This window comes from Actinocatenispora comari, from assembly GCF_017312725.1.
In the GTDB taxonomy this organism is placed as follows: domain Bacteria; phylum Actinomycetota; class Actinomycetes; order Mycobacteriales; family Micromonosporaceae; genus Actinocatenispora; species Actinocatenispora comari.
The window spans coordinates 23,383-36,834 of the sequence record NZ_BOPO01000107.1 but is presented as its reverse complement, the minus strand read 5'-3'; the positions used below and the strand labels follow the sequence as shown (position 1 = coordinate 36,834).

12 protein-coding genes are annotated in these 13,452 nt (G+C 75.2%); 6 read left to right on the top strand and 6 right to left on the bottom strand.

Annotation, left to right across the window (positions count from 1 at the left end; genetic code table 11):
• The 3 genes from NUM_RS25385 to NUM_RS25375 form a co-directional block, all read right to left on the bottom strand.
• Complete coding sequence (locus NUM_RS25385; RefSeq protein WP_207127437.1) at window positions 1–1,617, bottom strand: hypothetical protein; 1,617 nt, start codon at window positions 1,615–1,617, stop codon at window positions 1–3.
• Window positions 1,618–1,962: 345 nt separating this feature from the next.
• Window positions 1,963–2,820, bottom strand: a complete 858-nt coding sequence (sigJ, locus tag NUM_RS25380) for an RNA polymerase sigma factor SigJ (RefSeq protein ID WP_225918845.1) — start codon at window positions 2,818–2,820, stop codon at window positions 1,963–1,965.
• 7 nt (window positions 2,821–2,827) lie between these two features.
• Window positions 2,828–3,775 carry an NAD-dependent epimerase/dehydratase family protein gene (locus NUM_RS25375; protein ID WP_207127435.1) on the bottom strand — a complete coding sequence of 316 codons (948 nt, stop codon included), beginning with the start codon at window positions 3,773–3,775 and terminating at the stop codon, window positions 2,828–2,830.
• Between the two features lie 152 nt (window positions 3,776–3,927).
• Here NUM_RS25375 and NUM_RS25370 point away from each other — a divergent pair, with 152 nt between their 5' ends.
• Window positions 3,928–4,731: a DUF3027 domain-containing protein gene (locus tag NUM_RS25370; RefSeq protein ID WP_370467054.1), complete on the top strand. Its 804-nt coding sequence runs from the start codon at window positions 3,928–3,930 to the stop codon at window positions 4,729–4,731.
• Window positions 4,724–7,717, top strand: a complete 2,994-nt coding sequence (locus NUM_RS25365; protein WP_207127434.1) for a sacsin N-terminal ATP-binding-like domain-containing protein — start codon at window positions 4,724–4,726, stop codon at window positions 7,715–7,717. Before NUM_RS25370 ends, NUM_RS25365 begins: the two co-directional genes overlap by 8 nt.
• 128 nt (window positions 7,718–7,845) lie before the next feature.
• Here NUM_RS25365 and NUM_RS25360 read toward each other — a convergent pair whose 3' ends face one another.
• Both NUM_RS25360 and NUM_RS25355 read right to left on the bottom strand, forming a co-directional pair.
• Complete coding sequence (locus NUM_RS25360; RefSeq protein ID WP_207127433.1) at window positions 7,846–8,112, bottom strand: DUF2530 domain-containing protein; 267 nt, start codon at window positions 8,110–8,112, stop codon at window positions 7,846–7,848.
• Window positions 8,113–8,326: 214 nt separating this feature from the next.
• A complete protein-coding gene (locus tag NUM_RS25355) occupies window positions 8,327–8,485 on the bottom strand; it encodes a hypothetical protein (protein WP_207127432.1) in 159 nt (52 codons plus the stop codon).
• A gap of 34 nt (window positions 8,486–8,519) precedes the next feature.
• Here NUM_RS25355 and NUM_RS25350 point away from each other — a divergent pair, with 34 nt between their 5' ends.
• The gene (locus NUM_RS25350) at window positions 8,520–9,203 is read left to right on the top strand and encodes a response regulator transcription factor (RefSeq protein ID WP_207127431.1); all 684 of its coding nucleotides are present in this window, start codon (window positions 8,520–8,522) and stop codon (window positions 9,201–9,203) included.
• Window positions 9,204–9,262: 59 nt separating this feature from the next.
• Here NUM_RS25350 and NUM_RS25345 read toward each other — a convergent pair whose 3' ends face one another.
• Window positions 9,263–10,549, bottom strand: a complete 1,287-nt coding sequence (locus NUM_RS25345) for a sensor histidine kinase (RefSeq protein WP_207127430.1) — start codon at window positions 10,547–10,549, stop codon at window positions 9,263–9,265.
• Between the two features lie 269 nt (window positions 10,550–10,818).
• Between NUM_RS25345 and NUM_RS25340 the strand changes: the two genes are divergently transcribed.
• The 3 genes from NUM_RS25340 (at window position 10,819) to NUM_RS25330 (ending at window position 13,384) form a co-directional block, all read left to right on the top strand.
• Window positions 10,819–12,267: an NCS2 family permease gene (locus NUM_RS25340; protein ID WP_207127429.1), complete on the top strand. Its 1,449-nt coding sequence runs from the start codon at window positions 10,819–10,821 to the stop codon at window positions 12,265–12,267.
• Window positions 12,268–12,308: 41 nt separating this feature from the next.
• The gene (locus NUM_RS25335; protein ID WP_207127428.1) at window positions 12,309–12,764 is read left to right on the top strand and encodes a GNAT family N-acetyltransferase; all 456 of its coding nucleotides are present in this window, start codon (window positions 12,309–12,311) and stop codon (window positions 12,762–12,764) included.
• A 164-nt stretch (window positions 12,765–12,928) separates the two neighbouring features.
• Entirely contained in the window at window positions 12,929–13,384 is a 456-nt protein-coding gene (locus tag NUM_RS25330; protein WP_030448800.1) for a MarR family transcriptional regulator, read from the top strand.
• Window positions 13,385–13,452: the final 68 nt, after the last annotated feature.

Here is a 13,452-nt window from a genome sequence, read left to right as displayed (position 1 = left end):
TCAGTTGGTGTCACCGAGGATGCGCGCCGCCAGCCGCTCCTGCGCGTCGGTGGACAGCGGGTACTGCGACGGGGTCGGCTTCCCGGGCCCCGGCGAGTCGGGGCCGACTCCGGTCCACGGCCCGAACAGGAGCAGGCCGGCCACCCGCGGGTGCGCCTCGGCGATCCGCCGGTACCGGTCGAGTCCGGCGGCCACGGACTGGTCGGTCTGGCCGGCGCAGATCGGGGTCGCCTCGGCGAACAGGAACAGCTCCCGTCCGGGCCGGTCCGGCACCTGCCGTTCGAGGGTGTCGAGGGTCGCGTCGATGCGGGTCGGGGACTGGCAGTACCAGTCGAACGCGACCCAGTCCACCTGGTCGGGTACCCGGAACGTGTCGGTGACGGCGGGTCCGGCCTCGTTGAGCAGCACCGGGAGGTCCGGGTAGGTCTTCTTGACCAGGCTCGCCGAGGTGGCGACGTCGTCGTAGCTCGCGTGCCGCCAGTACGGCTCGTCGAGGACGGAGAACGCGGCGATCCGGTCCAGGTACGGGCGGACCTGCTCGGCGAGCGTGGCCCAGCGGTCCGCCGCGTTCGGGTACAGCGGGCAGGCGGTGGACGAGCACTGGAAGAACTCGTTGCCGGTGTAGACCACGCAGGACTTCGGCGCGCAGTGTTCCAGTTCCTCCGGCCGGTACTTGTCGGCGTCGCTGATGGTGACGAAGTCGAGGTTCGAGCGCCCGGCGACCTCGTCCAGGTGGTTGCCGCCGTCGCGGGTCTGGCGCGCCGCGAAGTAGCCGGTGTAGCGCAGGTGCGAGCCGGCCGGCCGGCGCAGCGCGGTGCTGTCGACCGCCCCGGCCGCCAGGTCGTCGACCGTGGAGACGTCCGTCTCGTTGCTGCCGTACCGGCCGAGGTACAGCCAGGTCCGGTCCGGCACCGCCGCCGGCAGCGGCACCGTCGTGGTGGCGTCGTCGACGCTGAGGTGGAGCGTCTGCCCGGCCACCGAGAGCCTCACCCGGTAGGTGCCACCGGACGCGAAGTCGGGGAGGTTGCGCACCAGGGTGCCGGCCTGGAACACCTGGACGCTCCCGTCGGACCGCACGAGTACCGACAGGTCCACGTCGGCGTTGCTGACGTAGCCCCAGCTCCTCGCGTCGTGGCTGAGCACGATCGAGGACCAGGCACCCGAGGTGGTGCTGCCCACCACGGGCGTCAGGGTCGCCGACACCGACGTGGCGTCGTCGGTGGCGACCACCGGCGCGTCCATCCGGACCGCCGAGGTGCCCTGGAAGAACGACAGGGTGTCGGCGTGCTCGGGGTGGTTGACCTGCGAGTACCACGGTCGCGGTGCGGTGCCGGTGTTCCACAGACCGGACACCCGGGTGTACGTCACGCCGCCGGTGCCCTGCCGGTCGGCCAGGCCGTCGTTCAACCCGTACCCCGGGTCGGCGTCGTGGGCGCCGTCGAACGAGTCGTGGAACGTCGGGGTGTCGCCCGCCGTAGCGCCCGCGGTCGCGCTGGCCGGTACGGTCGCCGTCGCGCCCGCCGGCACGGTCGCTGTCGCGCCCGCCGGCACGGTCGCGGCCAGGGCGGCGGTGATCGCCACCACCGCCGCCATCGCGAACTGGATCCGTTTGCGCATGAACTCTCCCCGTGGCGTGTCGTGGTCTCGAACGTGGTGGGACACCTGGCGCCGGCGTGCGGCGCTCGACGCGACGGCTCGCGCCGTCGGTCCCGGCGACCGGTCCCGGACGTTCGGTGCGGCCCATCCCCGTCTGTCCACTGTGGATGTTCCGGAGGCGTGCCGGTCGGCCGGCACCGTGCTCGCCCGCACCGGACGGTAGCCGCGGACCGTCCGCCCGGACCACGATCGAAACCGGCACGTGACCCGCCTGTCAGCGCGAACGACGCTGACAGCGTCCGGCGCTGCGCCCGGCCGAGCGGCGCCACCGCGCCGTCGCGGCACCGCGCGAAGCCCCCGGCCCGATCAGCCGGTGCCCGGGTCGACGTGCCGCAACTTGTCGGGGTTGAGCACCGCGAACAGGTCGTGGATCCGCCCGTCCCGTACGGACGCCGTGACGACCTGGTGGCCGCCGTCGATGGCCAGCCGCAATGCCACCGAGCCGTTCACCTCGACGATCTCCGTCGTCTCGATCGGGTACCGGGCGACCAGCCCGGCCACGAACGCGAGCACGTTGTCCCGGCCGAACACTGGCCGGAGCGCGGCGCGTACCTTCCCGCCGCCGTCGTTCCAGGCGGTGACGTCCTCGGCGAGCAGCGCGGTCAGCTCGGTCGTGTCGCCGCTGCGGGCGGCGGCGAGGAACCTGGTCAGGATCTCCCGGTGCTCGTCCGCCGACGGCTGGAACCGGTCCGGGCCGTCGGCGAGCCGCCGGGTGGCCCGGTGGTGCATCTGCCGGCAGGCACCGGCGGTCAGGTCGAGCATCCCGGCGATCTGGTCGTACGGCAGGGCGAACGCCTCGCGCAGCAGGAACACCGCGCGCTCCGGCGGGGACAGCCGCTCCAGCAGGTGCATCGTCGCGTACGAGACGGTGTCGCGCAGCTCGGCGGTGTCCAGCGGGTCGAGCGCGTCGGTGGCGACCGGCTCCGGCAGCCACGGCCCGGGGTAGGTCTCCCGCTTCGCCCGCGCGGAGCGCAGCTGGTCCAGCGCGAGCCGGGACACCACGGTCAGCAGGAACGCGCGCACGTCCCGTACCTGGCCGCGATCGGTGCGGCGCCACCGCAGGTACGCCTCCTGCACCAGGTCCTCGGCGTCCCACATGCTGCCGGTCATCCGGTACCCGAGGCCGAGCAGCAGCCGGCGGTGGTCCTCGAACTCGTCGCTCACCACCCCATCATGCGGAGACATCGGCGGTCCTGGTCAACTCGGCGGCGAAGCCGTCCCGCCACGACGCGTACCGCGGGCGCCAGTCCAGCGACAGCCGGGCGCGGGCGTTGTCGGCGCCGCGCAGCCGGGTCATGAACGCCACGCCCCACCCGCCGATCGCCGGCCGGGCCAGCGCGGCGGGCAGTCGCATCGGTGTGCGGCCGCCGACGATCCGGGCCAGCGCCGGGATCCACTCGCGGGCCGGCGCGGGGTCGTCGTCGACCACGTTCAGCACGCCGCGTACCGGCCGGTCGAGCGCGGCGACGATCGCGCTGGCGGCGTCCGCGCCGTGCAGGAACGAGAACGTGGCCGTACCGCCGCCGACGACCGGCAGCTTGCCGGCGCGCACCTGCTGGGTGAACTGGCCGTCCGCGGCGAACGCCGACCCCGGCCCGTACAGGTGGCCGAGCCGCAGCACCAGGCCGCCGGCCGCAGTGGTCTGCCGTTCCAGCTCGCGCAGCGCGGCGAGGATCGGGACGAACTGCGCCGGCGGGTTCGCCCACAGCGGCGCGTCCTCGTTCGCCACCCCGTCCGCCGGTTCGTACGCGTAGGCCAGCCCCTGCGCGATCACCCGCGCCACCCCGGTGCGCTCGGCCGCCGCGAGCAGATTCCGGGTCCCCTCGGTACGCAGCCGGTTGGTGGCGGCGAAATCTCGCGCCGTGTGCCGGACGTCCAGCTTCGCCGGGATCGCGGTCAGCATGTTGACGATGGCGTCCGGTGCGGTGGTCCGGACGGCCTGGGCGACCCCGTCCGGGTCCAGCGCGTCGGCCCGTACCGGCCGGCCGCCGAGCTCCCGGACCCGGTCGGCCGCCGCGGCCGTACGCGCCATCCCGATCGGCTCGTGACCCACCTCGGCCAGCAACGGCAGCAGCTGGCGACCGACCACGCCGGTCGCTCCGGCGACGAATACCCGCATGGTTCCTCCTTCGGTGGTGCGCCGGAGTCCCGGCGCGTTCGTGGGGAAGACGGGCGACCGGCCGCGGATGTCACGGCTGCCGCTGTGAGCCCGGTCGCAGCCGGGCCGGCCGGACCGCCCGGTACCGGGGTGCGGGGTACGGCGGGCGGCGGTTGGGCGACAATGGGGGTGTGACCACTCAGCCCGCGGAACCCGCGCCGACCCCCCGCCGCCGGTCGATCCGGCTCGACGCCGCCTGCGCCGAGGCGGTCGAGCTGGCCCGGGCGGCGCTGGCCGAGACCGATCCGGCCGGCGGCGCCAACGTCGGCGAGCACCTGGGTGCCCGGGCCGAGGGCGAGCGGTTGGTGATGCACCTGTTCGAGTGCCTGCTGCCCGGCTACCGCGGCTGGCGCTACGCGGCGACCGTGACCCGGGTGATCCGCAGCAAGCACGTGACCGTCTGCGAGACGGCGCTGCTGCCCGGCCCGGACGCGATCATGGCGCCGACCTGGGTGCCGTGGCAGGAGCGGCTGCAGCCCGGCGACCTCGGCGTCGGTGACGTGATGACCACGGTGCCCGACGACGACCGGCTCGCCCCCGGCTACCTGGAGTCGGACGACCCGGCGGTCGAGGAGACCGCGTACGAGCTGGGGCTGGGCCGCAGCCGGGTGATGAGCCGGGAGGGCCGGCTGGAGGCCGCCGAGCGGTGGTACGAGTCGGACCACGGCCCGACCGCCCCGATCGCCGAGGCCGCGCCGCGGCACGCCCGCTGCGGTACCTGCGGGTTCTACCTGCCGGTCGCCGGCTCGCTGCGGGCGATGTTCGGGGTGTGCGGCAACCTGTTCGCGCCGGACGACGGCCGCGCCGTCAGCGCCGACCACGGTTGCGGCGCGCACTCCGAGGTGGTGCCCGACCAGGTGCCCACCGTCGAGGCGTTGACCACCGTGTACGACGACGCGTCCGTGGAACGTGTCTGACCCGTCCGGCGCCGACGGCTCCGGCCCCACCGACCCTGTTGGTGCGGCCGACCCATCCGGTGCGGTCGCGGCGCGCGGCGATGCGGGGTCGTCCGGAGGCGGGGCCGATCCGTTCGGGACGGCAGCGCGGCGGGACGCGATCCGGGCCGCCTGGGCCGCTTCGCCGACCCGGTTCCGGGAGGACGCGAACGCCGAGGAGGACCTCTACCTCGGCGGCTACGCCGACCGGCTGCTGGTGGAGCTGGCGCAGAACGCCGCCGACGCCGCGGCCCGCGCCGGCGTGCCGGGCCGGCTCCGGCTCCGACTGGTGTCCACAGTGGACGGTGGTGTCGCGCTGTCCGCGGCGAACACCGGCGAGCCGCTGACCGCGGCCGGGATCGACGCGCTGACCTCGCTGCGCGCCTCGGCGAAGCGCGACGGCGCCGGGATCGGCCGGTTCGGCGTCGGTTTCGCCGCGGTACTGGCGGTCAGCGACGAGCCGCAACTGCGCTCGACGCGCGGCGGGGTGCGGTTCTCCGCCGTCGACACCACCGCGGTCGTCGCCGACGTGCCGCACCTGGCCGAGGAGGCGCGGCACCGCGGCGGCCGGGTACCGGTGCTGCGGCTGGCCTGGCCGGTCGACGCCGCGCCGCCGGACGGGTACGCGACCGAGGTGCTGCTGCCGCTGCGCGACGACGCGGCGCTCGCCGAGGTGCGCACCCGGCTCGCCGACTTCGATCCCGCGCTGCTGCTCGGGCTGCCTCAACTGTCCACAGTAGACATGGATGGTCGGGTGGTGACCCGCGCGGCCGAGGGCACCGACGTGCTGCTCACCGACGACGGCCGCGCGCAGCGCTGGCGCACCGCGACCGCGGCCGGCATCGTACCGGCCGAACTGCTCGCCGACCGCCCGGTCGAGGAGCGGGCCCGCACCGACTGGTCGGTCCTGGCCGCCGTCCCGATCCGCCCCGCCGAGCCGGTGGACGGCTCGCCCGGCGGTACCGGCGGGCCCGGCGAGCGCACCGACCGCGGCCCCTCGGCGGCCGCCGACGCCGGCGGGTGGCTGCCGGTGCCGGTGAGCGGGCAGGTGGTGCACGCGCCGACGCCGACCGACGAGCCGGTCGGCCTGCCGGTACGGCTGATCGCGTCGTTCCCGCTGACCGCGTCCCGGCGGACGATCCCGGCCGGGCCGCTGACCGACTTCGTGCTCGATCGTTGCGCCGCCGTCTACGCCGAGCTGGTGGCCGGCCTGGCCGGCACCCCGGCGGTACGGGGGCTGCTGCCACCGGCCGGATTCCCGCCCGGGCCGCTCGCCGACGCGCTGCGCACCGCCGGCCTGGCCGCGCTGCGCGAGCGCGACCTGCTGCCGACCGCCGACGGTGGCCGGACCCGCCCGGACCGGGCGGTCGCGGTACCGGATCCGTTGGTGCCGGCGCTCACCGGGCTGCTGGCGGACCTGCTGCCGGCCGGCTGGTGGCACCGCGACCTGGCCGCGCTCGGTACCCGGCGGCTGGAGACCGCGGAGATCGTCGCGGTCGTCACCGGGCTGCACCGGCCGGCCGGGTGGTGGCACGACCTGTACGCCGGGTTCGGTGCGCTGACGCTGGAGACCGCCGACCGGGAGGCGCTCGCCGCGCTGCCGGTACCGCTGGCCGACGGCCGCACGGTGACCGGCCCGGCCCGGGTACTGCTGCCCGACGACACCCCGCCACCGGCCGGCCTCGACCTGAACCCGCTCGGGCTGCTGGTCGCCGACCCGGACGCGGCCCACCCGCTGCTGGCCCGGCTCGGTGCCCGCCCGGCCACCCCGTCCGACCTGCTGCGGGACGAGCGGGTCCGGGCCGCCGTGGACGACTCGCTGGACGCCGAGGAGCCGGCACCGGTCGCCGCCGCGGTACTGGCGCTGGTCGAGGCGGCCGGCACGGCGCCGGGCGAGCTGCCCTGGCTGTCCGACCTGGCGCTGCCCGGCCGGCCGCTGGACGACCCGGACGCCGAGCCGGACTGGTACCCGGCCGGGGAACTGCTGTCGCCCGCCGGCCCGCTGCCCGACCTGTTCGTCCCGGACGCACCGTTCGGGGTGCTCGACGGTGACCTCGCCGACCGGTACCGGCCCGGCACGCTCGCCGCCGTCGGCGTCCTGACCAGCTTCGAGGTCGTCGACGAGCACGACGTCGACCTGGTCGACCTGACCCGCGCGGCCGACCTGGCCGGCGCGGCCGATCTGGTCGGCGCGGCCGACGGCGACGCGGTCGGTGCGGACCTGGTCGAGGTGGACCGCTGGGCGGCGGCGGTCGAACGGATCGCGGCCGACGTCGACCCGGTCGGGCTGCGGATCGACCGGCTGCGCGGCATCCGCGACCTGGACCTGGTCCGGCCGGACCGGTGGCCGGCGGCACTGGCGCTGCTGACCGCGCCGCCGCTGGCCGCGGTGCTGGCCGCCGACGGCACGCTGCGCACCGCGGCCGGCGAGGCGATCCCGGTCCCCGGCTACCAGCGGTGGTGGCTGGCCCGGCAACCGGTGCTCGACGGGCGGCGGCCGATCGACACCCGGCTGCCCGGCGACTCCGAACTGGCCGGGCTGTACGACCCGGCGCCCGGGCCCGCGGAGACCGCCGCGCTGCTCGGCGCGTACGGCGGGCTGGCGGAGCTGCTCGACGCCGCCGAGGCCGATCCGGACGTCGCCGCCGATCTGCTGGACCGGCTCGGCGACCCGGACCGCTCGGTCGCGCCCGAGCTGCTCGCGGTGCTCTACCCGCGGCTCGCCGCGGTGCTCGACCCCGAGCAGGTGCCGCCGCCGGCGCGGATCCGCGTCGCGCCGGACCGGACCGTACCGGCGGCCGACGCGGTGGTGCTGGACCGGCCCTGGCTGCTGGACCGGCTCGCCGGCCGACACCCGGTGCCGGGCGGCGGTGACCCGGTCGCGGTCGCCGACCTGCTCGACCTTCCGCTGCTCAGCGAGCTCCCCGAACCGAACGGGTCGGCATCGTCCCGGACCGATCCGGAGTAACCGACAGCTCGGACGATCCGGGCCAGCTCACTCGCCGTCGGCGCCCGGCCGGAACGCCGCCGGAAGCCGGCCGGCCGAGGTGTCGATCACGGGGGCCGAGGTGTCGGTCAGGGGAGCCGAGGTGTCGGTCAGGCGGGGGTGGTGTCGTCGGTGCGGCGGGCGGTGACGGCACGACGCCAGCGGCGGTGCCACTCGTAGCCCAGCAGCACGATGCCGATGATCAGCCCGGCCACGCAGGTCCACAGCCACCAGCCGTGGTGGGCGTGGCCGAGGGCGGCCCGCAGGAAGACCAGGACCAGGCCGGCCGCCAGCCACAGGGCCATGCCGATCAGCACCACCGGCACCGCGTTGGTGTCGAGCGGCTCGGGGACCGGGCGTGGTGGGTATCGGCGCACGTCGCAAGCCTACGACCCGAACGCCCGTGGGCGAGCCCCTCCGGCCGGCGGAGGAGACAGCCGTTACAGGGGGTGGGGCGGCGCGGGCCCGCCGCCCCACCCGGGTACCGCACAGTGACGGCACCCATCAGCAACGTCGACGAAAGAACCCTAGGGAACCAACGGCAACCAGGACAAGTGGTTCCGCGACAACGCTCGGCGACCGGCGCAGCTCTCAGCGACCGGAACTGCCGCCCGGCGGTACCGGTGGCTCCTGAACGGTGGGGTCGACGACGGAGGTCAGCCCGTACCACATCGCCGCGGCGCCGATCAGGACCGCGACGAACAGCGCGGCCAGACCGGTCAACAGCCTCAGGCGGGGGCGGCGGGGCATGCGGTCATTCTCCCGGTCCCGGTACCGTGTCGCCATGGCACGGGTGCTGCTGGTCGAGGACGACACCACGATCAGGGCTGCCCTGGTGCGGGCGATGTCGTCGTTCGGCCACCACGTGACCGAGTCCGCCGACGCGCGCGGCGCGCTGACCGCCCTGGCCGAGCACGCGCCCGACGTCGTGGTGCTCGACCTGGGCCTGCCCGACCTGGACGGCACCGCGGCGCTGCGGATGATCCGGGCCCGCTCGACGGTGCCGGTGCTGATCGCCACCGCGCGCGACCGGGAGGCCGACATCGTCCGGCTGCTCAACGCCGGCGCGGACGACTACCTGACCAAGCCGTACTCGGCGGCGCACCTCGCGGCGCGCATCTCCGCGGTGCTGCGCCGGGCGGCGCCCACGGTCGCCGGGGCGATCGCGGTCGGCGGGCTGCGGCTGGACGCGGCGGCCCGGGAGGCGGCGCTGGACGGCCGGCCGCTGTCGCTGGCCCGCCGCGAGTTCGACCTGCTCGCCTACCTCGCGGCCCGGCCCGGCGCGGTGGTGTCCCGGCGGGAGGTGCTGGCCGAGGTGTGGGGGCAGCCGGACGGCGGCGACGACGCCACCATCGACGTGCACATCTCCTGGCTGCGCCGCAAGCTCGGCGAGACCGCCGCGGCGCCGCGCTACCTGCACACCGTCCGCGGCGTCGGCATCAAACTGCTCGCCCCCACCCCGAACTGACCCGGCGCCGCCGGGGGTCGATCGTGGCGGTCGGCCGGCAGGCGTTTGCCCCCACCTGGTCAACCGCGCTGGGCGGCCGTGGTGGTGAAGGCGAGCACGACGCGGGCGCCGCCGAGCGGCGAGGTACCGATGGTGAGCTCGCCGCCGCCGGCCTCGGCGACCCGGCGGGCGATGGACAACCCGAGCCCGGTGGACGAGTCGGACCGGCCGCGTCGCGGCGCCGCCGGGATGCCCGGGCCGGCGTCGTCGATCGTCACCGTCGCCCGGCCCGGCTCGGTCGCCACCCGTACCGCGAAGCCGGTGCCCTCCGGGGTGTGCCGGAAGACGTTGCCCAGCAGGGAGTCCAGCGCGTCGCACAGCTCGGCGTCGGGTACCGGCACCATCACCGGTGCCGGGATCGGCCCGAGCGTGAACGACCGGTCCTGGTCCTCGGCCAGCGCGGCCCAGTACGCGACCCGCTCGCCGACCACCGCGCGCAGATCGCAGTGCCCGGCCGGGCTCGCCGCGAGCGGCTCCCGGGCCCGCGCGATGACCGCGTCGACCTGCTGCTCGACCGCCTCGGCGGCGCCGGACAGCCGGTCCTTGTCGGCGCCGTCCGGCAGCGCCTCGACGCCGAGCCGCAGCGCGGTCAGCGGGGTACGCAGCCGGTGCGACAGGTCGGCGACCAGCTCCCGTTCGGCCGCGAGCAGCGCCGCGACCCGGCCGGCCAGGTCGTTGAACGCGGCGCCGGCCGAGGCGATCTCCGGCGGCCCGTCCGGCACCACCCGTACGGTCAGATCGCCGTCACCGAGCGCGCCGGCGGCCCGGGCCAGCTGCCGGGTGGCCCGCACCGGCCCGGCGGCGAGCCGGTCGGCGAGCACCGCGGCGCCCACCACCAGCAGCAGGCTCACCGACGCCAGGCCGGCCCACGCCAGGTGGACGCCACGGTGCAGCAGCCCGTCCGGTACCAGGATCTCCACCACCGCGACGCCGCCCGTTGCGGTCGGGGTCGGATGCAGGTGCACCACCCCGTCGCCGACCGGCAGCGTCTCGCCCCGACCGGTACGCAGCACCCGCCGGGTCACCGCGCGCGGGGCCCACCCGGACGGGCCGGCGACCGTACCGTCCGGCAGGTGCACGGTGAGCCGGTTCGCCTGCCCGGCCGACGTACTGGCCACCGCGTGCAGGATCTCGCCGCGGTCGCCGTCGACCGCGAGCACCGTACCGACGGCGACGACCTCGCGTTCGGCGCCGGACATCGCCCGGTCGTACGCGTACTGGTAGGCGAGCCAGGCGAGCGGCACCGCGAAGACGGCCACGACCAACACCGTGACCACGGCGGACACCAGCACGAACCTGCGTCGCATCGCGTCGCCCGCCTCCTTCCCGGCTCGACCGACCGTCGCGCCTCGGTGGCGCACCGCGACGTCCGGTGGCGCACCGCGACCACGCGACCGACCTCGCCGCACCGGCGCGTCCGGGGCCGCGGCCGGTCGGCCGAGTCGGTAACGTGCCGGACGTCGGTGTCTGGCACGCTACGGCAGGCGGACCAGGTCGGCGCGCCCGCCGAGCCGGCCGACAGAGGGCCCCGACGGTCACCGGGTCGGGGCTCCGCAGGATCCTCGGAAGGACAGCGATGGCGCAGGACGCGGCCGTGACCGGCATCCCACCCCGGGCGCCCCGGAACCCGATCGACCGGTACTTCAGGATCAGCCAGCGCGGGTCGACGATGCCGCGGGAGATCCGCGGCGGGCTCGCCACGTTCTTCACGATGGCCTACATCCTGGTGCTCAACCCGCTGATCCTGGGCGGCGCGACCGACAAGCTCGGCCACCACCTGAACAACGCGCAGCTGGTCACCTCGACCGCGCTGGTCGCCGCGGTGATGACGATCATCATGGGCGTCGGCGGCAACCTGCCGCTGGCGATCGCCGCCGGGCTGGGCCTCAACGGGGTCGTCGCGTTCCAGCTGGCGCCGCAGATGACCTGGCCGCAGGCGATGGGGCTGGTCGTCATCGAGGGCGCGGTGATCTGCGTCCTGGTGGTCACCGGCCTGCGGCAGGCCATCATGGCGGCGATCCCGCTGCCGCTCAAGCAGGCGATCAGCGTCGGTATCGGGCTGTTCGTGGCGTTCATCGGGTTCGTCGACGCCGGCTTCGTCACCCGCATCAAGACGCCCGACGCCACCACGCCCGTCCAGCTGGGCATCGACAACGTGCTGCGCGGCTGGCCGACCATCATCTTCTGCTTCGGCGTGCTGCTGACCCTGGTACTGCTGATCCGCAAGGTGCGCGGCGCGATCCTGATCAGCATCGTCGTCTCGACGGTGCTCGCGATGATCCTGAACGCGATCGTCACCGTGCCGAAGCACGGCTGGGGGCTGACCACCCCGACGCTGCCGGACAAGATCGTGGCGCTGCCGGACTTCGGGCTGGTCGGCAAGGTGGACCTGATCGGCGGGTTCGCCTCGGCCGGCGCGGTGACCGCGGTGCTGTTCGTGTTCACCCTGGTGCTGTCGGACTTCTTCGACGCGATGGGCACCATCATCGGCGTCAGCAACGAGGCCGGCCTGGTGGACGAGAAGGGCCACCTGCCGGGCATCGGGCGGGTGCTGTTCATCGACGGGTTGGCCGCGATGGCCGGCGGCGCCGCGTCCGCCTCCTCGAACACCTGCTTCGTCGAGTCGACCGCCGGGGTCGGCGAGGGCGCCCGGACCGGGTTCTCGAACCTGGTCACCGGGGTGCTGTTCGCGCTGGCGATGTTCTTCTCCCCGCTGGTGGGCATCGTGCCGTCGCAGGCCGCGGCGCCGGCCCTGGTGGTCGTCGGGTTCCTGCTGATGACGCAGGTCAAGGACATCCCGTGGACGAAGTTCGAGATCGCCATCCCGGCGTTCCTGACGATCATCCTGATGCCCTTCACGTACTCGATCACCAACGGCATCGGCGCCGGCTTCCTCGCCTACGTGGTGCTGCAGGTCGCGGTCGGCAAGGTACGGCGGATCCACTGGCTGCTGTGGGTCGTCGCGGCGTTCTTCGCGGTGTACTTCGCGATCCACCCGATCGAGGCCTGGCTCGGCGTGCACTGAATCCGGTTGCCGACGGTGGCGGACCGCGGTCTGCTGGCGGCATGCGCATCGTCGCCATGACCCCCGGGTACGCCGCGGACATCGCCACCTGGCGCTATCGGCCGCCGTACCAGCGGTACGACCTGACCGAGGCGGCACCGCTGCTGGACCCGGCGAACGGGTTCGTCGCGCTGGTGGACGGCGGCGAGCTGATCGGGTTCCGGTCGTTCGGCCCGGACGGCCGGGTCCCCGGCTGGCGGTACGACGACGCCGCGCTCGACACCGGCGGTGGCCTGCGCCCGTCGCGTACCGGGCAGGGCCTGGGGCGGCGCGCGCTGGCCGTGGGCCTGGCGTACGGGCGGGAGCGGTTCGCGCCCCCGGCGTTCCGGGTGACGGTCGCGGCGGACAACGCGCGGGCGCTGCGGGTGGTCGGCTCGTCGGGTTTCGTCCGGGTCGACGAGTTCGCGGCGAGCACCACCGGGCTGCGCTACGTCGTCCTGGTCCGTCCCGAAGGATGATCGTTACCGCGGTCACGGTGCGGGTGACGGCCGGCACGAATCGTGTTCGTTAGCGAAGGTAATGAGCTAGGCTAACGATCGGGGCCGGCGCCGACCGTGGTGCCGGCTTCGTGACGGCCCGACCGTTCACGCCACCCCCGGCGGCCACGTGTCATCCTGGTGCCATGACACGTGGGGGCACCGGCTCCACCAGGAGGGTCAGCTCGGCGCAACTCGCCGCGACCCTGCGGACCGCGATCACCCGGCTCAACCGCCGGTTGCGTCGCGCCCGCCCGGTCAGCGAGCTCACCCAGAGCCAGCTGTCCGCACTGACCAGCCTCGAGCTGGCCGGCGCGCTGTCGCCGAAGGAGCTGGCCGACGCCGAACGGGTGCAGCCGCCGTCCGTGACCCGGACGGTGGCGGCGCTGGAGGGGCGCGGGCTGGTGCAACGCACGCCACACCCGACCGACGGGCGGCAGGTCATCCTCGCCCCCACCGAGCAGGGGCGACAGATCGTCGTGGCGGACCGGAAGGCGCGGGACGCGTGGCTGGCCCAACGGCTGGCCGAGCTGACCGGCGAGGAGCGCGAGACGCTCCGTCGCGCCGCCGAGCTGCTGGCCCGCATCGCCCAGGCGGAGTAGCCGGGCACGCGCGCGGGGCGCCGGGTCGGACCGTCGGCAACACCGACGTACCGACCGCTTCGAGGAGG

Bases quoted from the DNA above. Each gene is read 5' to 3' on its own strand.
- NUM_RS25350 (WP_207127431.1), top strand. From the start codon at position 8,520: ATGGCACGGGTGCTGCTGGTCGAGGACGACACCACGATCAGGGCTGCC.
- NUM_RS25340 (WP_207127429.1), top strand. From the start codon at position 10,819: ATGGCGCAGGACGCGGCCGTGACCGGCATCCCACCCCGGGCGCCCCGG.
- NUM_RS25330 (WP_030448800.1), top strand. From the start codon at position 12,929: ATGACACGTGGGGGCACCGGCTCCACCAGGAGGGTCAGCTCGGCGCAA.
- NUM_RS25375 (WP_207127435.1), bottom strand. From the start codon at position 3,775: ATGCGGGTATTCGTCGCCGGAGCGACCGGCGTGGTCGGTCGCCAGCTG.
- NUM_RS25345 (WP_207127430.1), bottom strand. From the start codon at position 10,549: ATGCGACGCAGGTTCGTGCTGGTGTCCGCCGTGGTCACGGTGTTGGTC.
- NUM_RS25335 (WP_207127428.1), top strand. From the start codon at position 12,309: ATGCGCATCGTCGCCATGACCCCCGGGTACGCCGCGGACATCGCCACC.
- NUM_RS25355 (WP_207127432.1), bottom strand. From the start codon at position 8,485: ATGCCCCGCCGCCCCCGCCTGAGGCTGTTGACCGGTCTGGCCGCGCTG.
- NUM_RS25385 (WP_207127437.1), bottom strand. From the start codon at position 1,617: ATGCGCAAACGGATCCAGTTCGCGATGGCGGCGGTGGTGGCGATCACC.